The 22,254-nt window shown below is 60.4% G+C and carries 16 protein-coding genes and 1 pseudogene; 10 read left to right on the top strand and 7 right to left on the bottom strand.

What is annotated here, in order from left to right; translation table 11 throughout:
• On the top strand, positions 1–999 hold the full coding sequence (locus tag JFC09_RS04690; protein WP_198392859.1) for an ABC transporter ATP-binding protein: 999 nt from the start codon (positions 1–3) through the stop codon (positions 997–999).
• Positions 989–2,041 carry an ABC transporter ATP-binding protein gene (locus JFC09_RS04685; protein WP_198392858.1) on the top strand — a complete coding sequence of 351 codons (1,053 nt, stop codon included), beginning with the start codon at positions 989–991 and terminating at the stop codon, positions 2,039–2,041. Before JFC09_RS04690 ends, JFC09_RS04685 begins: the two co-directional genes overlap by 11 nt.
• A 12-nt stretch (positions 2,042–2,053) precedes the next feature.
• Here JFC09_RS04685 and JFC09_RS04680 read toward each other — a convergent pair whose 3' ends face one another.
• Positions 2,054–2,581 carry a hypothetical protein gene (locus JFC09_RS04680; protein ID WP_198392857.1) on the bottom strand — a complete coding sequence of 176 codons (528 nt, stop codon included), beginning with the start codon at positions 2,579–2,581 and terminating at the stop codon, positions 2,054–2,056.
• Between the two features lie 205 nt (positions 2,582–2,786).
• On the opposite strand from JFC09_RS04680, the gene JFC09_RS04675 reads away from it, so the two are divergent.
• Complete coding sequence (locus JFC09_RS04675; protein WP_198392856.1) at positions 2,787–2,975, top strand: DUF6458 family protein; 189 nt, start codon at positions 2,787–2,789, stop codon at positions 2,973–2,975.
• A 28-nt stretch (positions 2,976–3,003) separates the two neighbouring features.
• On the opposite strand, the gene JFC09_RS04670 is transcribed toward JFC09_RS04675, so the two are convergent.
• From JFC09_RS04670 to JFC09_RS04655, 4 genes are read right to left on the bottom strand one after another with little or no spacing between them, the layout of a single operon-like run.
• Positions 3,004–4,386, bottom strand: a complete 1,383-nt coding sequence (locus tag JFC09_RS04670; RefSeq protein WP_198392855.1) for an NAD(P)/FAD-dependent oxidoreductase — start codon at positions 4,384–4,386, stop codon at positions 3,004–3,006.
• 31 nt (positions 4,387–4,417) lie between these two features.
• Positions 4,418–4,822 (bottom strand): YchJ family protein, encoded by a 405-nt coding sequence (locus JFC09_RS04665; RefSeq protein WP_332839654.1) that lies wholly within the window; start codon positions 4,820–4,822, stop codon positions 4,418–4,420.
• Positions 4,823–4,832: 10 nt separating this feature from the next.
• Positions 4,833–5,510, bottom strand: coding sequence for a hypothetical protein (locus JFC09_RS04660; protein WP_198392854.1), 678 nt, complete (start codon positions 5,508–5,510; stop codon positions 4,833–4,835).
• A gap of 22 nt (positions 5,511–5,532) precedes the next feature.
• On the bottom strand, positions 5,533–6,231 hold the full coding sequence (locus JFC09_RS04655) for a hypothetical protein (RefSeq protein ID WP_198392853.1): 699 nt from the start codon (positions 6,229–6,231) through the stop codon (positions 5,533–5,535).
• Between the two features lie 115 nt (positions 6,232–6,346).
• Here JFC09_RS04655 and JFC09_RS04650 point away from each other — a divergent pair, with 115 nt between their 5' ends.
• Complete coding sequence (locus tag JFC09_RS04650) at positions 6,347–7,717, top strand: short-chain fatty acid transporter (protein WP_198392852.1); 1,371 nt, start codon at positions 6,347–6,349, stop codon at positions 7,715–7,717.
• Positions 7,718–7,733: 16 nt separating this feature from the next.
• On the opposite strand, the pseudogene JFC09_RS04645 reads toward JFC09_RS04650, so the two are convergent.
• Positions 7,734–8,486, bottom strand: a pseudogene (locus JFC09_RS04645) (polyphosphate kinase 2).
• 212 nt (positions 8,487–8,698) lie between these two features.
• Here JFC09_RS04645 and JFC09_RS04640 point away from each other — a divergent pair.
• Positions 8,699–9,613, top strand: coding sequence for an LCP family protein (locus JFC09_RS04640; RefSeq protein WP_198392851.1), 915 nt, complete (start codon positions 8,699–8,701; stop codon positions 9,611–9,613).
• 38 nt (positions 9,614–9,651) lie between these two features.
• Here the strand turns inward: JFC09_RS04640 and JFC09_RS04635 are convergent, their stop codons facing one another.
• Positions 9,652–10,728, bottom strand: a complete 1,077-nt coding sequence (locus tag JFC09_RS04635; RefSeq protein WP_332839653.1) for an LCP family protein — start codon at positions 10,726–10,728, stop codon at positions 9,652–9,654.
• Between the two features lie 259 nt (positions 10,729–10,987).
• On the opposite strand from JFC09_RS04635, the gene JFC09_RS04630 reads away from it, so the two are divergent.
• The 5 genes from JFC09_RS04630 (at position 10,988) to JFC09_RS17055 (ending at position 22,106) form a co-directional block, all read left to right on the top strand.
• Positions 10,988–11,479, top strand: coding sequence for a hypothetical protein (locus tag JFC09_RS04630; protein WP_198392849.1), 492 nt, complete (start codon positions 10,988–10,990; stop codon positions 11,477–11,479).
• 65 nt (positions 11,480–11,544) lie between these two features.
• On the top strand, positions 11,545–14,904 hold the full coding sequence (locus JFC09_RS16855; protein ID WP_332839652.1) for a bifunctional glycosyltransferase/CDP-glycerol:glycerophosphate glycerophosphotransferase: 3,360 nt from the start codon (positions 11,545–11,547) through the stop codon (positions 14,902–14,904).
• A gap of 970 nt (positions 14,905–15,874) precedes the next feature.
• Positions 15,875–19,636, top strand: coding sequence for a glycosyltransferase (locus JFC09_RS04620; protein WP_198392847.1), 3,762 nt, complete (start codon positions 15,875–15,877; stop codon positions 19,634–19,636).
• Entirely contained in the window at positions 19,636–20,415 is a 780-nt protein-coding gene (locus JFC09_RS04615) for a polysaccharide pyruvyl transferase family protein (RefSeq protein WP_198392846.1), read from the top strand. The genes JFC09_RS04620 and JFC09_RS04615 overlap by 1 nt, the downstream gene beginning before the upstream one ends.
• A 305-nt stretch (positions 20,416–20,720) precedes the next feature.
• Positions 20,721–22,106 carry a LicD family protein gene (locus JFC09_RS17055; RefSeq protein ID WP_408610950.1) on the top strand — a complete coding sequence of 462 codons (1,386 nt, stop codon included), beginning with the start codon at positions 20,721–20,723 and terminating at the stop codon, positions 22,104–22,106.
• Positions 22,107–22,254 lie beyond the last annotated feature (148 nt).

Genomic DNA, 22,254 nt, shown 5'->3' with positions numbered 1-22,254 from the left:
ATGAGTGAGAAGAAGCCGCCGCTGCTAGAGGTCGACGACCTGTCCGTGACGTTCTCCCAGCGCGGCCGTGACCCGGTGGAAGCGGTCAGCGAGGTGTCCTTCACGATCGGTGAGGGTGAGAACGTGGGCATCGTCGGCGAGTCCGGCAGCGGGAAGAGCGTCACGTCGATGGCGCTCATGGGGCTCCTGCCCGAACGCGGGGTGACGGTGGGCGGCAGCGCCCGATATCAGGGCAAGGACCTGCTGCGCATGAGCAGGCGCGAGCTCAACCGGATCAGGGGCACCGAGATCGCCATGGTCTTCCAGGACCCCATGAGCTCCCTCAACCCGGTGGTCACCATCGGCACGCAGATCAGCGAGGTGATCAAGCGCCACAACCGGGTCACGTCGAAGCAGGCGGCGGACCGCTCTGCGGAGCTGCTGGACCGGGTGGGGATCCCCGATCCGCGGCGGCGGCTGTCGGAGTACCCGCACCAGCTGTCCGGCGGGATCCGTCAGCGTGTGCTCATCGCCATCGCGCTGGCGTGCGAACCGAAGCTGCTCATCGCGGACGAACCGACCACGGCACTGGACGTGACGATCCAGGCGCAGATCCTCACGCAGCTGCGGGAGCTGGTCGCTGATTTCGGCACGTCGCTCATCATGATCACCCACGACCTGGGGGTGGTCGCCGGCCTGTGCGACGAGGTCCACGTCATGTATGCGGGGCGGATCGTCGAATCGGCGGACCGGCGGCCGCTGTTCGCGCAGCCGCGCCATCCCTACACGGGCGGGCTGCTGCAGTCGGTCCCCCGCCTGGACTCACCCCGGGACGAACCCCTGGAGCCGATCCCGGGCTCGCCCACGGACACGCTGCCGTGGAGTGAGGGCTGCGCGTTCCAGCCGCGCTGCTCCAACGCCGTCGACCAGTGCCTGCAGCAGACCCCGCGCCTGGAGCCCGACGACGGACGGCTGCTGCGCTGCTTCAACCCTTTGGAAGGAGGCGGCCGTGACCGATGAGGCTGAGGACCACCACCAGGACCACGACCGGGACATCGTGCTCGAGGTGTCCGGGCTGAAGGTGCACTTCCCGATCAGGGCGGGTGCGCTCATCCGCCGGCAGGTGGGTGCGGTGAAGGCGGTGGACGGTGTCGACCTCACCGTCACGCGTGGCCGGACGCTGGGGCTGGTGGGCGAGTCCGGGTGCGGGAAGAGCACCCTGAGCAAGGCGCTGCTGAAGCTGGTGGAGCCGACGGAGGGCACCATCGTCTTCGACGGGGAGGACATCTCACACACGCGGGGTGAGGAGCTGCGGCGGCTGCGCAGTCGCATGCAGATGGTGTTCCAGGACCCGCTGTCCTCGCTGAATCCGCGGCAGAGCGTGGAGACGCTGCTGACCGAACCGCTCAGAGCGCACGGGATCCGGTTCGACCCGAAGACGAAGGTGGCGGAGCTGCTGGCGCAGGTGGGCCTGCCCTCCAGTGCCGCGAGCCGCTACCCCCACGAGTTCTCCGGCGGGCAGCGCCAGCGGATCGGTATCGCACGGGCGGTCGCGCTCGAACCGGATCTGGTCATCGCGGATGAACCGGTGTCCGCTCTGGACGTGTCGATCCAGGCGCAGGTGCTCAGTCTGCTGCGGGAGCTGCAGAAGGACCTGGGGCTCACGTACGTGGTGATCGCCCACGACCTCGCCGTGGTGCGGCACGTGTCCGACGACATCGCCGTCATGTACCTGGGTGTGATCGTCGAGGAGACGACGTCCGAGCAGCTCTACGACAATCCGATGCACCCGTACACGAAGGCGCTCATGTCTGCGGTGCCGCTGCCGGACCCCGTCGCCGAGGACGCACGGACTCCGGTGCTCCTGTCCGGTGAGCTGCCCTCACCGGCGAACCCGCCGGACGGCTGCCGCTTCCATCCCCGGTGTCCGTTCCGGCAGCCCACGCGGTGCGCTGATGAGCGGCCGGAGCTCATCGAGTACGAGCCCGGTCAGCGGGTCGCCTGCCATTGGGCGCGGGAGATCGCCTCCGGTGAGATCACTGCGGAAGAACCGGAGCAGTGACGGGGAGCCGGCTTACGCCATGGATTCGGCCTGGATCTCCGACGGGAGCGCGGTGCGGAGGCGATCTGCCTCCACGACCGTCAGCCCGCCTGTCTGCAGCGGATCGAAATGTCCGCGGTCCAGGTGGCGCGCCAGCACGGAGAGATCGTCTTCCTTCTGCACGACGACGGACATGACGGTGACGTCCCTGCCGGTCTGCAGTGCGGCGAGGGACAGGCAGTCCGATGCGATCGCATGGGCGCTGGCGAACGCAGACTTCGTGTACCGCGGTGTCCGCGCGTCGATGACGACGAGCAGCACGCGCGGGCTGATGTCCGCCATCTCACGCGCGCAGCGTTCGACCGCCGCGGTCTCGAAGCTGACTTGGGACCGGTGATTGCGGAATCGCGATCGGATTCCGGCAGGCTTCTCGAGCTCTGGGAAGCAGAACTTTCCCAGTGCGATCGTGCCGTGGGACGAACTTTCCCGGCAGCCAGTGGGCGGAAGCGTGTCCGCCTTCTTCTGACCATCGCCGAAGACAACCAACTGAAGAGCACGCATCTCAGCACACTCATTTCTCGCTCGCTGTGGAATGGCCCGCCAAGGGGCGGACCTCGGGGAGCCTACGCGCGACCCACGGCCACTTCAAGCCACCCGCGCCTGGCATGTCCGCTTGCGGAACCAGAGCAAGTGAACTTGTAGTCGCAGGGGCTTTTGCATGCAAGGATGAAGGACGAGTATCCGCGATCAACGGAAGGAGCGGACCATGGGCTTCGGAGTCGGTGTGTTTCTCATCCTCGTAGGCGCCATCCTCAGCTTCGCGGTGCGCGACAGCTGGGACGTCATGGATCTGACGATGGTCGGCTACATCTGCATGGGCGTGGGTGTGCTGGCGCTCATCCTCGCCTTCGTCACGCTGGCGACCCGCCGCCGGCGCGTCCCACCGGAGGTCTGACACCCGCAGTCGGGGTCGCCCCGGTCGGTCAGGACCGGCCGGAGATCTTCGTCGCCAGTGAGCCGATCCGGGAGGTCCTCGTCCCGCCGCGACGGTGCTCGATGCCGTCCGCGATCCCGTACATGATGCGGACCGCGTGGGACCCGATCCAGCGGAGCGGTTCGACTTCCCAGTTGCGCGGGATCGAACGGACCCAGGGCACAGCGGTGTGCTCGGTCTCCCGCTCATGGACGAGGTCCGCGACGATCCGCCCCGCGACATAGGACGCGGTCACGCCCTGGCCCGCGTATCCACCCACCTGGACGAGCCGCCGGTGCTTCGCATAGTCGATGAACGGGGACCAGTCCCGCGGCACCCCCAGCACGCCCCTCCATGCGTGGGCGAACGTCATCGGCACACGGGGGAACAGGCCCTGGACCGTATCGGTGAGCTGCGTGATCGTCGCAGTGTCGAGTTCACCGTTGTGGTCGAAGCCCGAATTGAACAGGTACGGGACGCCTCGTCCTCCCAGCGCGATGCGCCCGTCGGCGGTGCGCTGCGAGTAGAAGTACATGTGCTGTGCGCCGCTCATGCATTCGCTGCCGTCCCACCCGATCGTCTCCCACGCCTCGTCGGGCAGCGGGTCGGTGATGACCATGGAGGAGATCATGGGTAGGAGGTTGCGCTTGCGTCCTGGAAGATCCGCCGTGTACGCCTCGGTGGCGAGGACGACGACGTCACCGCTCACGGAGCCTCGCGTGGTGGCGCAGACTCCGTCGTCGATGTCGACCACCGCGGTGTTCTCGTAGATCGTCACGCCCAGGTCCTCGCAGAGTTCTGCGATGGCGTAGACGAGCTTCGCGGGGTGGCAGCGGACGGAGTAGGGGCTGTAGATCGCCCCGCGGACGCCGGGCACGTTGACCCGCTCCCGTGTCTGCGCAGCGTCGAGGAAGCGGACTTCGTCTTCGGTCAGGCCCCATTCGCGGTCCGTGGCCAGGTGGTCTTTCAGCCGCTCACGCTCACTGTCCGACCGGGCGATCTGCATCCAGCCGCCGCGTGCCGCGTCGATGTCCTTGCCTTCGGCCCGCATGAGGTCGTCGATCTCGAAGACTGCGCGCTGACAGGTCCGCTCCATCTCGAGGACGTCGGCACGAGTGAAGCCGTTATCGGCGAGCTTGTTGCGCAGCCCGACGGTCTTGCCGGTGATCCAGCCGCCGTTGCGACCTGATGCGCCGAAGCCGATGTGCTCGCGTTCGAAGATGACCACGTGCTTCGACGGGTCGGCCTTCTTCGTCCAGTACGCGGTCCAGAGTCCGGTGAATCCACCGCCGACGATGACGACGTCCGCGTGGAGATCCCCGTCGATGCGGGGGCGCTGCCGGGTCAGGTCCCGTGTCGTGTCCAGCCAGAACGATGCGTTGCCATTCTTCACTGCGCTCTCCTCACTCGCACCCGCATGTCACTCACACGATGTCGGCCGGGCCTACGTACATCCAGCGGCGGGCGCGGCGGGTGAAGCGGGCGACTTCGTGCAGCTCGTCCGGTTCACCGTCCGCGCCCACGAAATGTGCGGTGTATTCGACGACCCCGTTGTCGTCCTGCACGCCCCCGTCCGTCACCGCCTCCACGGTGAGCCCTGTCCACGTGTTGCCCGGTTCGGGTGCGGTCTCCGCCGGTCGGGTCGCGGGGTGCCAGGTGCGGAACAGGTGGTCGCCGTCGCCGCGCACGTGCGCGGTGTAGCGGGAGCGCATGAGCTGCTGGGCGGTGGGCGGCCAGGTCTGCATCGTGAGTGCGGGTTCGCAGCAGTCGGCGAAAGCGGCGCCGGTCGGGTAGCCGCCGCAGGGGCAGGGTGCAGGAGTGTCGGTCACGTGACCCAGCCTACGCATCATCCCTCTGCGATCGAACCGTTTCGTGCACGTTCATCAGGAACGCCATGATCTCCCGGCGCCGTCCGCGCAGCATGGTGTTCACGCCGTAGACCACGGTCGGGCCCTTGCTGCGCACCCGTATCCACGGTGCGCGCTGCACGCCACTGGCGTGAGCGGTGAGGACGACGTGCAGGGTCGGAGGGAAGGGCCGCCTGGTGGGGACGATCATTCCGTCCACCCGCACGATGGATGCCCATGGTGCGGAGAACAGTGTGAATGCGCCGCCCGGCGTCCAGCCGATCGACTGGACGCCCCACCAGGAGACGATCATCCGTGGTCGCACGACGGGGAAGACGAAGGTCCATAGCAGTGCCCCGAAGCCGAACAGCAGGAGTCCGACGACGAAGACAAGTCCCAAGAGGAACTGGAGCACTCCCCCACCGCCCGATCCACTGAACGGGATCCACGTGGAGATCGGCACTGCAGAGAACGTCACCACGATGAACGCGACGATGGCCCACGCGATCAGTGCGAACAGCACAGTCTTGAGAACGCTGGTGCGCAGGACGACGTGACCGGAGCGCTGCATCTCGTCGAACCACTTGGCGACGACCTGGGGACGGACCTTCTCGAATTCCTTCTGCATCTCCGGCGAAGGCGCTGCGGGGCGGTCCGGATTCTGGTTCACGTTTCGAGAGTAGACCAGACTCCTACCCCTGCCGCGACCTCATCGTCCTCACGTGCAGGGCGACGAGGAAGGCGAGGATGTCCCGCTTGTGGTGCCGTGGCATCCATGTCACGGGACCCGTGACCGTCGCCCCACCGTTCGCGGCATCCGCACCCGACGAACCCTCCGCCCGCCTGCTCCCCCGCTGTCGACTCGCTACAGCAGCACGAGCCTCGATGGTCAGGTGAAGCGTTTCCGGCAGCGGCCACCTCAGGTGTGTGTGACGGACGCGTACCGCCACCACGTCCTGCCAGAGGCAGTGGAAGACGGTGCCGTCGCGCCACGGCAGGCTCCACACGTAGCGCACGTCGCGTGGAGTGACTATCGTGCGCGGCCGTGCGAGCGGTACGACGACGGTCGACAGGATCGCCGCCGCCCCGAACAGGAGCAGTGCCACCACGAGGATGAGAACAACGAACATGGACTGCGCAGTTTCTCCGGCTGTCCCCGAAGGGTCACCGAAGAGCAGCCAGTCCGAGCGGTCGATCGCGAGGAATGCCGCCACGAGGGGGACGACGAACGCCCAGCTCCCGATCGCGAAGAGGAGCACCTTCACGATGCTCGTCCGGAACACCACCTGTCCGCGGGAATCGAGCTCGCGCAGCCACTGGTCCACTTTCCGGTGGTCCGCCTTGCGCAGTTCGTCGTCCATCGCCTTCGCGTGCGCTTCTGTCCACGGCATGACGATCACAGTACGCCGCGAAGCACTCTCACATAGACTTCACAGGTGAGGCGGCCCGCCGCTTCCGCTGGTCTGTCACCTGCGTCGGCACTGTCGCCGAATCGAAGGAGTCACGATGTCTCAGCACACGCCCACTACTAATGCGCAGGCCTCACGCGGTTTCATGCGCCCGATCAACAGCTTCCTGGAGCGGTGGATCCCCTCCGCTCTGGTGTTCGCGATCGTCCTCACGATCATCGTCGCCGTTCTGGCGCTGGTCCTCACCGATTCCGGCCCTGTCGACATCATCCAGGGCTGGGGCGACGGCCTCTCAGGTCTGCTCGCCTTCATGACCCAGATGGCGCTCATCCTGCTGCTGGGCCACATGCTCGCGAACACCAGCCCGGTGCGGCGACTGCTGGAGCGCCTGGCGAGGGTCCCCAGCTCACCTGTGGTCGCCTACACGTTCGTCTTCGTCATCGCTGCGCTGGCCAGTCTCATCACGTGGGGGCTGGGGTTGGTCGTCGGGGTGCTGCTGGCGCGGGAGGTCGCCGTGCAGTCCCGAGCCCGAGGTGTGAAGGTCCACTTCCCCCTCCTCGTCGCCGCCGGCTATTCGGGCTACGTCGTCTGGCACATGGGCTATTCGGGGTCCGGCCCGCTGACTGCGGCGACGGAGGACTCGTTCATGCACGAGGCTGCGGGCCGCATCATTCCGGTGACGGAGACGACCTTCACTGCGTGGAACATGGCTGCCGCGGCTGCGGTGATCATCGTGATGGCCGTCGTGTTCGTCTTCATCGCCCCGAAGAAGGACGCCCCGGTCATCGAGCTGCCGGCGGACGTGGGCTCGGATACCTACGACCCCGCCGCCGAGGACGTCGAGACTCCCGCTGACCGGATCGACGCCTCCCGCGTCCTCACGACGCTGGTCGGGTTGGCCCTGGCCGCTTACCTGGTCATCCACTTCTCCAGCGGTGGGACGCTGACACTGGACATCGTGAACTGGTCGTTCCTCACGCTCATCTTCCTGCTGGTGCGCAACCCGTTCGAGATCATTCACCTCACGGCGAAGGCTGCCTCCAATGTCGGTGAGATCCTGCTGCAGTTCCCGCTGTATGCGGGGATCCTCGGCATCATGACCGTGACCGGTCTCATCGAGGTGTTCTCGAACGCATTCGTGTCGATCGCCAACCCCACGACGTTCGGCATGCTCGCGTTCCTCTCAGCCGGCTTGGTGAACTTCTTCGTCCCGTCCGGCGGCGGGCAGTTCGCCGTGCAGGGGCCGATCATGTTGGATGCCGCGCAGCAGATGGGTGTCGACCCGTCGATCGCGATCATGGCGGTGGCGTACGGGGATCAGTGGACGAATATGATCCAGCCGTTCTGGGCGCTGCCGGTGCTCGCGATCGCGGGTCTGAAGATGCGGGACATCCTGGGCTACACGTCGCTCACCCTGGTGGGCTCTGGCGTCGTCATGATGGCGACGATGCTCTTGATCAGCCTCTGAAGCTCTCAGGCGTGGGTCACAGGACGGGGAAGGTTGCCGCGCCCGTGTTCTCGCCCTTCTCGTAGATGTCCTTGCCGCGTCCCACGATCTTGCCGTCGACCCGGCCGATGACGGAGACGTCCTTGTCCGGGTAGTCGAACTGCGACAGGATGTAGCGCATCGCCTCCAGGCGGGCGCGCTTCTTGTCGTTCGACTTCACGACGGTCCAGGGTGCGTGCGCCGTGTCCGTGTAGAAGAACATGGCGTCCTTGGCCTTCGTGTACTCGTCCCACTTGTCACGTGAGGCCATGTCAGACGCGTTCGACGCCTGCTCGGTTGTACCAGGAGCGGTCGAAGAAGACGATCTCACCGGCAGCGGGCAGGTGCTCGACTAGCGCTGGAAGTACCACTGGGACTGCTCGCGCTCGCTCGGCACGGCCAACGCGACAGTGCGGGCGCCACGAGGGTTGAGGTGTTCGTTGAAGCGCTTGATGGAGCCGCCCTTGCCGGCGGCGTCGCGACCTTCGAAGGTGATGGCGATCTTCTGGCCGGTGGCCTTCACCCACAGCTGGAACTTGAGCAGCTCGATCTGGAGAAGGCGCTACGTCTTCTCGTACTCCTTGCGGGACAGCTTCGTGTCGTAGGGATAGTCTTCACGCCACGCGGGCAGCCCGTTGGCGCCAGGAGTGTCCGCCGGCACTCCCCCGTCTTCTGCGAGTCGTTTGAGCAGCGAGACGAGTTCGTCGACCTCACTGCGGTTGTGCTGTGATGCGGTCGTGTTTGAGGACATACGGGCTCCGTCCATTTGTGGCGTGAATGGCACCCAAATTCTATCGAGCGTTCAGCCGATATTCGGCCAGCCTGCTCGGGGCGAGACACGCCTGCTCGAAAAGCACCCCGTCGCATGAGCAAACCGTCGTGTGCCAACTCCCCCTCAAGCAATGAACGAGATGACGCGCGCAATCATGAATCCGGTACCCTCAGGTACTGCAAATCATTCGCATGCTGAAAGGAACTGAAGTCGAGATGGCGAAGTTGCGGGGTGCGTTCTCATTGCTCGGCTCCTTGAAAGAAGCAAAGAGACTTGGAGCCAAGCTCGATGAAACCACTCATCTCACGGCTGGCGATACTTTCCCACCGGACGACGTTCGCCTCGAAGGCACGGACGCGCAGACACTCCTTCTGCGGATAGTCGGAGGCACGACGAGCGACGCAGACATCTTCGCTGTCCTGCATGTGCCTGCGTCTCGCGACGCAATCAACGCTTTCGTACTCAACCTGCACACGCACGTCGAGGCTGGGTCGACGGTACGAGACCTCGTCAACGAGTCGGGCAATGCAGTGGGAGTCGCAATCGTCGAAGAGCTCATGGGACTGCGTGTCGACCATGTAGTGGAACTCAGCTGGGAGGGCTTCATTGGTCTCATCGACGAAATCGGCCCTCTTCCGACCTACAGTCGCAGAACGTTCACGTCAGCTGGGAAGACGTTCACAGAAGGAACAAACCACCTGGACGGCGCAGCCACCTATACGTTCTGTGCAGCTGACCCGGTCGACGATGCAGAACAGACCCGAACCCGCAACCAGCGGGCCGTTCTCCGCGCGCTCCTCAACACGATCGACGTGCGCAAGTTGGCAAAGGACGCTCCGTCACTTACCCGCATCCTCGACCACATGACTCGAGGCATGAAGAAGACACCGAACTTCACGTCATCAGCGATCACTCATGTCGCAACACAGTTGCGGGGGCTTTCTCGCAAAGACGTGACTGCCATCATGGTTCCGTCAGTGTCATCGCGCACCGCAGACGGTCAGGTGACAGCTGACTTCGACACTCAGGCGCTGACGACGCTGCGCTCAGCACTCATCAATGGTTCATCGGCAGAGGTGTCCAGGCTCGCTGCTGAAGGCTTCTGAGCCTCGCTCGCACCGTGAGCAACGTCGTCCGACCACGTTCACAGATGCACGTCCCCTGCGGTCTCCGCATAATCGTCGACGGTGTCTTCTGAAAACGCATCGCGGACCTCTTCGAGCCCCTCTTCATCGACTGTGAGTATTGACTGGCCGTCCGCCGAACGACCTGCGCTTCCGATCGGGCTCGAGAAGAACTGCACGTCACCTGGCCTCACGTCGCGGATCTCGTAAGCAAGACCAGCGATCTTCGACGAGGTCAGCCGGTCATCAACAGTCATGTATGGGGAGAAGTCTCGTACGATGCCGGCCACTTTGCCGGGGTTCCCGAGAGTATCCGCAGTGACAATCTTGTCGGCGAGGCCTCGGAGGAATGCCTGCTGATTGCGGCCGCGCTGCAGATCTCCGTCAGCGAAGTTCTTCCGTGCCCGCACGAAAGCAAGTGCCTCGTCGCCGCCGAGGTGATTAGCCCCCTGCGAGAAAGAGTGCCCGTCACTCTCGAATGCTTGCTCCGATTCGACGTCCACACCGCCCACACTGTCAGTCAAGGCCTGGAAGCCGTCGAAGTCGATGATTGCCACGTGATGAATCGGCGCACCGATGAAGTCGCTCACAGTATCGGTAGCAAGAGAAAGCCCACCGTAGCTCATCGCGGCGTTGATCTTCGCCTTACCATGCCCCTCGATGTCCACCCAGGTGTCACGCGGGATCGTCATGACCTGCACACCGGATCGGTCACCATTGATGTGCATGATCATGATGGTGTCCGCGCGATTACCCCGAGCGTCTTCCGAATAGTCGACATCTGTCGACCGCGCGTCGGAGCCGAGAAGGAGGACGTTGAGCGCGTCCCCCTTCTCAGCCACAGGAGCTTCTCCGGAGAAGATCTCCTCATCGCTCAACTGGTTCGAGTTGTCAGTCCACAGCCGACCGAGGTACCAGACGTAAGCGGCGACAGCTGCAACACTCAGCAGCACGAGCACGAGAAGAACGCCGAGAATCTTCCGCCAGACCTTTCGCCGGCGCCGTCTGTCAGGCACTTCGAACGCGCCCGGTTCAGTCACTCCGTCAGTGACGGACGCGTGTGAGCTGGGCGGTGCTGCTTCGGAGGACTGGTTCACGCTCACGCCTTTGGTGTGTCTGGAGGAAAGTCTAGGGATCAACGCCGCTGTCGATGCACAGCGGGCACAAGTATAGGGGCGGGGTTCACTAGCGTCTCTACAGCCAAAACGATCGGATGCCGGCCGTCCGCAACGAGAGCAACCACCGAGTGTTCGACCGTTCTGAAACTGAACCTGAATTGCGGTAATCTCTGTACTGTCTTTCAGCCAGCACTCAGGAACGACGTTCCGTGCCTCAGACACCAAGGAAGGAGACCAAGTGGCGGACCTTACCGACCTCCGTCGAGAATTGTGGCACCTCCGCGAGCACGGCTTCCCCGGGTCGCGGAAGCACCTTTCTCAGCGTTCGTCCTCACCTGAGATGTCGGCGCCCACGCTAGACAACGACACGACCACCACGCACCGAGCCAAATCACCAGCCGTGGGTGATACAGAGGCGCGGCACCCCGTGCGGTCGGCAGTGGGTCGCCGGGAGATCTCCGTCGTCGCACTCACGCCTTATTCCAACCGCGGGGACTGGCATAGCATCTGCAGAACTCTCATGAAGCGCGGTATAGCGGAGACCTCTAGGGTTGGCGTCGCCCTCGACGAGGATCCCGAGCTCTTCAAAGGCTTCGCCGAAATAAGCGCTCTCACATACTGGATCGACACCACCTGCGCAGCCCCACGCGATTTGGTGAGCATCGTCCATCACGGAGCGTCTATTGAGCAGGCGACCACCCTGCCTTCCCGCTCCGCCGGCCTAGAGTGATCCTGGTGTGTCGAGAAGGCCCGCCTAAGCGGCTATTAGAGGCAGCGAGAACAACATGGCGTCGGATGCGCCGCCCAATGGTGACTGTCGTGATTCCGTGCCTTAACGCTGAACCGTATATCGAGGCGGCGGTGCGCAGCGTCCTGAACCAGTCGTTGCGCGATGTCGAAGTTGTCGTCGTCGACGACGGGTCCCAAGACAACTCTCGCGGTATAGTCCGCAAACTCGCTGACCGCGACCGCAGAGTACGCACCTTGCCTGGTGAACAGCGGGGTCCCGGTGCTGCACGCAATCGGGGGGTCGAGGTAGCAAAGGGGCGATATCTTGCATTCGTCGATGCGGACGACGTCATGCTCCCCGGGGCGCTCGAAGCGATGGTCGACTCCGCTCGCCGTAGCGGGTCAGACGTAATTAAGGGTGCTTACCGTCGCCACAGTGCAATGGGCTCACACCGCCCTTCCCTCAGTGCACGCGTGCATAAGTATGAACGGGTCGGGATCAACGTCGACGAGTTCCCGGATATCCTCGATGAGCCCGTACTTTGGAACGGGCTATACCGGACGTCGTTCTGGCGCTCGAAGGTTAGCCCCATCCCGGAAGACGTAAACTACGAAGATCAAGAACCCAGTCTCGCCGCAGCACTGCAAGCACGAAGTATCGATGTTCTTGATATCGACGTGTACTCGTGGCGTTTGCCCGAGGGGCGCATTACAAGATCGCAGTCGAAGTCTACGCTGACGGACCTCACCGATAGGCGTACCGTAATCCATCGCCTCCGATTGAGGCTCGACGAACTAGGGGCCACACACAAGGTCCGCCAACATCTCCTCTCCGTCTGGTTAGGCCGGGACCTTATGATGTATGCAGAGGAAGCCCCCAGCGCGGCACCTCAATTCCGCAAGGTCCTTGCACTCGTCGGCGTCGACCTAATCTCTGAAATGTCGGAGGACACCTGGCGCGCGTTATCGTTCTGGGAAAGGATCACAGTATGGGCGCTGAGCAACTCCGATCCTGAGGTCCTCGACGACGTACTCGCCACTCGTTGGGAAGAGACCAGCGCTGTCCCGCTCGAAATCGATGAGGCGACCGGAGAGCTTCGCTGTGTCCACCCGCTCCTCGAACGGCTTGCCGGGGTTCCGACCTACGTCCGACGTCTTTCTCCGCGAGACGTTCGTTTGGTTTGCACTGTTCGCAAGCTGCGCTTCGCAGACGCCCACACCCTGGAGCTCAGAGCCGAAGCGCACGTGGCTGGGCTCGACCCGCTACGTACACCGTTGAGCCTCCACATCGCAGCGATTGGCGACGACGAGATCCGAGGGCCCTCTGCCACGACCAGACGGATTAAGGCACGGTGGGCCGACGACAGAGCGAACGATCCATGGCGTTCGTACACTAATGCAGGTATAAGTGCGGACGTTCCGCTGCGAGACGTTCCCTCCCAGCGCATCCAGGTTCGCGCCGAGATTGCTGGATACGAGCTTCAAGCAATGGTCCCCCTGCCTGTCACCTCTTTAAACTATCGCCTGGGACCGGTTCGCGGAGACCGGCAGTTCGCGCTATCTGCTGCGGGCGACGGCACGGCACAGATCACTCGGGTCGAAGTCTCCCCGTTCGTCCTGGTGCGAGCTAGGTCGCACGATTCAGACTTCGAACTCGAGGTGCAGTGTCAAGATGACGAGATGCCGTTGCACTCCGTAAAAGTAGTTGCACAGCTTCAGGACGAAAACTTGGCAGGGCAAGTCAAGATTGACGGCAAACGGCTACGCATCCGGTTGCCGTTGCCATCGATGCCAGCGGGCACCCTCTACCGCGGTGAGCGCGCCTACACCGTGAGCCTACATGTGGGGAAGCACCGGTACCCGATCTCTTGGGATCGCGACGCTCAAGCGGCCCGGTCGTCCGCGGTGCGCGCGATTCCGACTCGTGAGGGCCACGTAACAGTCGAGAAGCGCTCAACTCGAATCACGGTCGACCAAGTCACGGTGAAGGGCAGTACGGCTCGCTTCTCCGGGCGCGTGGACCCCCCGAACCTTACTCCTTCAATCTGGCTCGTTTCCTCGCGGGCGAAGGTGCATTTGCGGCGGGTCCCTGCGAAGGCCGGCGGCTGGGTTGCGGAACTGAACATCGCTGACAAAACGACAGCGTCCGATGGGTACTTCGTCCGGTGGTCGGCAACAGACCAGGAGGACCCACAAGGTTGGTGTCGCGCTGGACGGTCTCTGCGCAAACGCGAGCAATACCTGGAGGGCCCGTGTCGGAGCGTGCGCCTGAACCCACACCGAGGCGGAGCACTCGGGGTGTCGCTCGGAGCCCCGCTTTCGGCAGCTGAGCGGACCAGAGTGGGTCGCACCCGGTTGATCACTAAGCGACCAGCGCCACTCCAACCGGGTGTCTTCTTTGAATCGTTCAATGGGAAATCCTCCGGCGATAACCCTAGGGCGATCTTCGATTCGCTACGCCCTATGACGGATGCACCTCTGTGGTGGTCCGTTAAGGATGGGACGGTCCCAGTACCGACAGGCGCGACGCCGTTAGTCGTCGGCTCTACCCAGTGGTTCGAGTCCTTGCGTACCGCACAAGTGCTCATCACGAACAACAACTTTCCGCACTGGTTCGAGAAACAACCTGGCCAAAAGATCCTGCAAACTTGGCACGGGACACCCATTAAACGCCTCATCTTCGACGCCCCTCCCGACTTCACTCCTTTGGTGTACCGACGCCTGATGCAGCGCCAAGCAACTCAGTGGGATCTGTTGCTCGCTCAAAATGCTGAGTCAGAGCGGCGGCTCCGCTCGGCCTTACGCTACGAGGGCCCTGTTCGGCTCGGCGAGCTACCTCGGGCTGTACGCCTCGACCAGGGCACCCAGGGACGAGCTCGAGTCCGCGAAGAGCTCGGGATCTCGCCGACTGAGCGAACCGTCTTGTACGCTCCGACGTGGCGAGAAAAGATGCGCGATGCGGCCGGGGATGAGGCGTTAAGCGCGCTGATGGATCCGGTAGCCCTCGCCGCAGCGACTAACTCTTGGGTGCTGGTACGCAGCCACCACATGAACGGACTGCGGGCGCAAGGACCAGGGGTCATCGATGTCAGCAATTGCCCACATGTGGAGGACCTCATGCTCGCCAGTGATATGTTGATCTCCGACTACTCGAGCATCTTCTTCGACTACCGGTTAACCGGACGACCGATGATAGTCCACGCCCCGGATCTCGAGTGGTATCGGGACGTCGAGCGAGGCTTCTACGGACGCTGGCCGGACGACCCCGGACTTCCGCTCTCCCGCTCTCAGTCAGATCTCGAGCACCTGGTGCAAGTTGCGCTTGCGACAGTGGGTAAGGACAACGCAGAAGAGACTACCGCTCGTGAAAACGTCAAATGGGTGTGCAAATGGGTGCTTGATGCGATGCAATACGCATGCGAGTAACGTTCAGCATAGGAAAACAGTAGGCACCCTTCCGTTGCACGAACTTTGGATCAACGACGGAAGCAGGGCGCCCACCTCCCGAAAGGAAAGGCGAGATCATGCATCGACCGATCGCGTGCCATCCGCCCCATTACGGACATTTCACGCTGATCAAGCGTACAAGGCTCGCACAACGCCCTGTCGAGACAACTCGTTACCACGACGGACTCAACGCCATCAAAAACAAACACATTCGATACCCCAACACGATTGCGTCAGGCAACAGAAAAACAGCCGTTTCGTCGATTTCCAACTCTCACAATCTAAAGCGGAATTCTTCTACCTGCACCTGCCATACAGACCACGCGTATGCGCAACACCGATCAGGACTTGCTTCGTCAATTTGGAGGCAAATCAGTGAGTAAACTATTTACAGCCGCACGTGAACGGCAGCCGGGGAAGTACGTAGACCACAAGACTGCTCAGGCTTCGAACGGCGCACAAATGGTCCGGATCATTTCTACTAGTGCAGAACCCAAAGGAGACGTCGCGCAACCTTCAACAACTAGCTCAGCACCGGCGCAGAGCGTTGAAACACTCGCGATGCGTCCGGCACCGAACCCCTCTCGCCCAGAAGCTGCAAGCCTCCTCGGAGCCGGATACACGACGGACGTAGTGAGCTACCGGGCTAATCGAAGGCCCGCCCGAAGTTGTCCAGACCAGGGACCGGACGCGAGTCCGCCCTCGGACATCATTTCGGACAGGTCTTGCCAGCAACAGGAATCGTCATCAAGCAATTGTTCACCCGCCCACTCGCGAGCACAAGCGCATCCCTCGCCGAGAACGTCAACAGCACGGAAGACGAAATATGAGCTATAATCGAGACCGCAACTCCCGGATGGACGCGCCAATACGGTCCGCAGCACACTCTTTTCTCCGTCGCTTGTACGCAAGGGCGGGAAGCACAGACCGCGCCAACCATCACCTAAAGTTGCTGTACACCACCCAAACGCGCCCCTCTACTCAAACCGCGCTCAGGTACGGCGACTTATGTCTAAAACGAGGCGAGACGTCCAAAGCCAAAGACGCCTTTCAATATGCAGCGAACCGCAGTCCCCGAAACCCACAAGCATATTACAAACTCGGCTTCGCGCACGAGCGGTTGAAAAACTACACCCAGGCCATTGAAGCGTACAACCGAGCCACACTTCTCGGCGACAAGAACCCAGCGATTAGCTTCCGTCTGGCACGGACTCTTGCAGCGACGGGGCAGGAAGATGCGGCGATTGCACACTACTATCGCGCCATAAGCAATAACCATCTTCCCCAGCAGGCGTATACCGCGATATACACCTTAGAAGCAAACGCGCCGATGTGGAAGCGGCTTCAAACATTGCGCGAAGGGGCACCATACTGCCATGACGATCCGCAATGGAGAACGTCCAGGGCGGTCCTAGCGGCAAAGATGGGGTACCCCTTTGAAGCTATCGACGAGTTTCGCGCCGCTGAAGCGATAAAGCAGCTTACTACCTCCCAGAAAGTAACGCTGTCTCTTCAACTGCTCAAAGTGGGTCACGATTCGGAGGCCAACAATCTTCTAACCAGTACCGCCGCCGACGATAACGGTCGACCAGCGCGCATAGGCCCCGGCGCTTATCTCATTGACAGAGGACACTGGAAAGGAGCGATAAATCTCCTTCGTAGCACGCTAAAGTCTACACGCGACGCAAAGCACCGAGCCGACATACAGTTTGAAATAGGCCACGCGTTCGACCGCCAATATCTTTGGCAACAAGCGGAGAGCTGGTTCAGAACATCCCTCGACTCCTTTGACCAGATTGCCTATAGGCATTACCGGCTCGGCGTAACCCTGGAACGATCTGGATCCTACCGCGACTCATTCGGCCCTTATGCCTGCGCCCTACAGCTTGAACCAAATAGATCCCACTGGTGGTACCGGCTCGGCGAAGCCGCCCGAAAAGCAGGCGAGCTAGAAGTTGCTCACGAGGCGCTACAACAGTCCCTCACGACCAGCGACACGCAAATATCGCCCGACCACGAAGGCGAACACACCAGATTTCTCCATTCCCTGACCAGCACCTACCTAAGAGACACCCTCCGGAATCGGCGCCAACTCTGGCCGACAGACCCAAGGAGTTGGAACGCAGAAGCCGAGCACTACCTCAAAGAGGGCGATAAAGAGGCAGCAGCCGCGCTCTACAGCGAAATCGAGTACCGCACGGCGACACCACCCCACAACGTCCTGTCAAACTTCTCCAAGAACGAGTTCGAATCTGGAGATAAACAGATTGCACTGCAGGCGCTATCACAATCTCGCCATGTTCGCTTCCCAGACGGTTTAAACCTAAGCACCCACACAGCCCCGAAAACAAGACGGTGCCGCAGCCTATTCGCGCAGTTCATGGACGACCTCCCACTCGACGAGAAAACAGTACTATTCGAAAGCAATCATGGGGCATCTATCGGATGCCATCCTCTTGCACTCTTCCGAACTATGCTCAGCGACCCCAGGTTCGACAACTTTCGGTTTGTTTGGTCGTACACGGCTGAGGCCGAGGTGCCCGACGAGGTCTCAAAAAACTACCGAGTAGCACTAGCCGAAATCCACTCAGACCTATATTTGAAGCATTTGGCTACGGCAAAATTCCTAGTGAACAACGTCACGTTCCCTCCATACTACTTACGGAGAGACGGGCAGGTTTATATGAATACCTGGCACGGCACCCCGCTGAAAACCCTGGGACGTTCAATGCGTCAAGGACTTCTCGAGTACGAGAACATAGCGCGCAACTTCGCTCAGGCAACGCACATCATTGCGCCAAACTCGTTAACAAAATGGGCCATTCTAGACGAACACCGAATCGATCGGTACGCCACGGCCGCGATTAAACTTACCGGTTCTCCCCGCCTCGACAGACTTGTGTCTGACCACGATTCGCTGCGCGACCAAGTTCGCAGCATGCTTAATATCCTGCCGGACGAGCACGTCGTGTTGTATGCGCCTACATGGCGAGGAGGCGTTTCCGATCGAACATTCGACACTGAGCAGCTCCTAGACGACCTCCAAGCGATGTCGTCGATCGATGGAGTCAAAGTACTATTCCGCGCCCACCGATTGACAGAATCTCTGGTAAGTAGTCTCGATCTTCCGGTGGAGACTGTCCCTCATACGTTGGACACCAATGATCTTTTGGCAGGCGTCGACACTCTCATCACAGACTACTCCTCGATCGGTTTCGACTTCCTGGTGACGCACAACCGTCTAATCTATTATGTGCCGGACTTCGAGAACTATACTTCCTCGCGCGGGCTGTATCTTGAGTATGACGAATTTCCTGGATATGTGTGCGAAACGCGCACAGAGCTGGTTCAGCTACTCGAATCAGAAACTCCCCCGTCAGATAAATCAGCAAATGCAATCGCTCGGTTCGCGTCCCACGAGGATGGCCAAGCGTCACAACGAGCAGTCAATTTCCTGATGGAACCACCCAACGCGAGATCAAGCTCTCGTCCTACGATAGTGATTCATGCGAGTTTGATCCCCAATGGGATAGCAAGCGCCTTGCTGAGTCTTCTTGAACACCTTGACCCGGACCAAATTAGTGTAGTGCTTGTAGTTGAAGCATCGGTCATGCGCCGTGAAGAAGACAGGCAAACCATCCTCCACCGTCTGCCTGAGTATGTGAATCTTGCATTCCGTATAGGAGACATAGTGGCTACTGCCGAAGAACAGTGGGCTGTCGGCCGGAGCTACAGCGCAGACATAACAACTAGCCAGCCGCTCGAGCAACTGACGGCCACCGCCTGGCGCCGCGATGCACGCCGAACACTTGGCAGTTTCGCCCCTTCAGTCGCCATCGAGTTCGATGGATACGCATCGCTTTGGTCCAGCTTTATCGCAGCCGTCGGCGACTCCAAAACGAGGCGATTTATTTGGCAACACAATCAGCTTGTTCAGGAATGGTCGACGAAGTATCCGGAGCTCGCCGCGGTATTTCGTCTATACAAACTCTATGATGGCGTCGTATCGGTGTCTGGCTCGTTGATGGCAGAAAATAAAGAAGCGCTACAGCGCGCAGGCTTCCAGGCTTCCGCGCCGTTTCACGCGGTACCAAATGTCCTCGATTCAGACCGAATCCACACGCTCGCGGAGTCACCAGTTGACCCTGACCTCGCTTCTTGGTTTACCGCACCAGGGCCGATTGTCGTTAGTGTCGGAAGGCTGTCACCTGAGAAGAACTTCCTGTCTCTAGTCGAAAGCTGGCCGCAAGTCATAGAACAGCATCCGCAGGCCCGTCTCGTCATAATCGGCGACGGGATCCTGCGCGCTGCTCTAGAAACACGAATCTCACAGCTCAACTTGACTGACTCTATAAAGCTCACCGGCCAGCGAGAAAACCCATACTCACATATGAAGCGCGCAGACCTCTTCGTCCTCCCGTCGACGCATGAAGGACAGCCTGTAGTAATATTTGAAGCAATGTCGCTCGGCGTCCCTACAGCGGCGGCATACACGCCAGGTACAAAGGAAGCCCTCGAAACGGGCTACGGAGAGCTAATCAGCCACGACGCCGATGGCTTAGCAGCTGATATCACCCGAATACTGACGGATCCTTCCGTAGCAGTCGGCCAATTCGATCCAATTCGGTTCTCGGAATCGGCCGTCCGTCACTTCAAAGATCTAATAGGGGATACTCACTTTCAAACCACAGAGGAAGGCCATACTTTTTAATGGAGACTGATACAATTACCACTCAGAACACACTGCCATTACACTGGTGGACTCATTCCCCAAATTTTGGCGATCTTCTTTCGCCCTGGCTAGCCGCACAGATTTCTGGCGATCAGGTTGAATACGTCCCGCGAGGAGAAAAATCCTTTGTGTCAATTGGGTCGATCATCAGCCACGTCTCAGACGAAAGCGTCGTTTGGGGCACCGGATCGTTTGGCACTGAAGGTAAAGGTCAACTTAACCCCTCGGCAGAATACACTGCCGTAAGGGGCCCCCTGACTCGGAACAAACTTGAGACAGCGAAGATTAAATGCCCCCGGGTGTATGGCGATCCGGCACTTCTAGTGCCACGATACTACAATCCGAACGTGGAAGTCACCCACGAGGTTGGAATAGTCCTCCGCTGGTCGGAAGCAAAACGCAATGAGCACGCAATACCTGGTGTCAAGAAGATTTTTTTAGGCCGCGACGACATCGAAGGTGTAATTGACGACTTCCTTGCATGCGAGCGAATTATTACCACGTCGCTACACGGTCTCATCATAGCTGATGCGTATGGCATTCCTAATGCCTGGCTTGACTCACGCACTCCCAAGGGACTTGAATTCAAGTACTGGGACTATTTGATCAGTGTGGGAAAACTCCGCGATCCGCAGACCGTCAGGCTTCACCGGCAGGCGTTACACGCCAAAACGCTCATTTCCGAACTGGCGTTTGACGATCGAGAAATTAGTATCGATTTGGATAGTCTCTATAACGCCTGTCCCTTTAAGCCGTGAATTGTCCTGAAATGGATCGAAGCATAAGAAGCAAAGGCAGTATTCCGCATCGCCCCGGTTGAGTGATGATCCGGGATTATCACTTTTCTAGAACTCACGGATCGGTCCTTTATTTCGCGACCTTTACAACGGGTACTGCCGAACGACGCGAAACAGTCGCGGCGATTGGACGCACTTGAAGGACTGCCCTGGCCACCTGAAAGCCTGCCATAAGTTCTAGTACGGCAGTCGCAGCGGTCTCGTCATGTTAGTGAGGGAACTTGTACACGCAGTTAGCTGAAACCGACGTCCGTCTGCTCAAGCGCATGCTTCCGTCACTGGGATACATTGGCGGCACATGGGCAGATTGCCTTGAAGTCTCAGTCGACACCGACTTCGCTGGCGTACGCATAAGAAATTTAGATACTAATCCGAATTTTGTCAACTTTCGCATGGTTCTCCCAACGAAAGATGGCAAGGTGGTTTCATTAGAACCGTCACGTATTAGTGTGGCCCAGAGTAGCAGTCGCAAAAACACCAACTTGTTGCCTCACACTATGCAACAAACGTCTCCGGGTGTTCACACCGGAAAAGAGTACCAGCCATGGTGGCAGGCCACATCAGATGGATTGCTAAACGCCAACGGGCTAAAGTTCTTCAATCGCCGAGATAAGTGGGGGGTCCGTGCCCGGTCAATCTCGATCGAGATCCTATTGACCGGCGGTGAGTGGGTTGAGGTGTATAACTCTGGCTCGCTGGATTACCGCCGAAAGGTAATGTCGGAATTGCATCGCATATCGGGAGAGCTTTTCCCCGAATGGATTCCAACAACACAGGCCACTGCAGACAAGTGGCATGACGATACGGTACACGCGCTCCGCGAGCGGTTGGATGAAGACCCCGAATGCATGACGCGAAACGGCTGGCTTTCGGCTGCGAGTCTAATACCTACGTCGACTGCTTGCCCATTGTCGGGCGACGAGTGGCGTGTGCTTGCGCACGGCTTATACCGTCAAGTGCGTCGGGACCGTAACTCAAAATCAGGAATCGCTTCTTTTGGAGGAGTCCTCCGTACGAGAGCCGCTCTTGAGAGGCTATCCTCCGAAATTTCACATGTAAGCGTCAAACAAGGTGACGCAAGACACGCGGTTGCGCGACACGGTGTCGTACCATCGGGTACTCTCCGCGAGAATGCAGACGGCTATATTTCCACAATTCGTGCCTTGATTAGTTCTCTTCACCGCCTGGGCTCCCAGGGAATGCTCGCTTACGGAACACTCCTAGGCGCAGTTAGAGAGAGTGACTTCATTTCCCATGATGATGATGTAGATTTGTTCTATACAGTACGACCCGAACCTGGTGAATCGTTCGAGGATGCAGCGCTCCGCGTTGAACAGGGACTTAGAGGTTTCGGATGGAATGTCTCTGGAATATCTGGCTACATGAACTCTCATGTGTCCTACCATCAGCGATCGGAGGTCCTCGATATTTTTCCTCTTGACATCTCAACTGCCAATGTCCCTGTACATATGGCCCAAATGAACGTCGAGCTACTCCCTCGTGATTGGTTTGTCGACCCAGTATCCGTCGAACTTCGCGGCACGTCACTTCCAGCGCCAGCAAGATTTCACAAGTTTCTTTTAGCGCGATATGGAGAATCTTGGAGCGAATCCGACCCGTACCATGACTGGGTGTGGAGGCTTGACGCTTAGATATTGCGGGCTCTTTTGAGTTGAGTGTGGGAAAAGGCATCTAGCCCGCCGCTGATCAGCAGCAGCATCCGGCGTCGGTACTGACGGGGGTTGCGGAAGCCCCTAGCGATACACCGTCCCAACTAGATAGCCTCGTTCACTCGCTCGG

Source organism: Brevibacterium yomogidense (assembly GCF_016107685.1).
GTDB lineage: Bacteria > Actinomycetota > Actinomycetes > Actinomycetales > Brevibacteriaceae > Brevibacterium > Brevibacterium yomogidense.
Note: the sequence above shows the minus strand (reverse complement) of the source record. Positions and strands in the feature narration are given on the sequence as shown.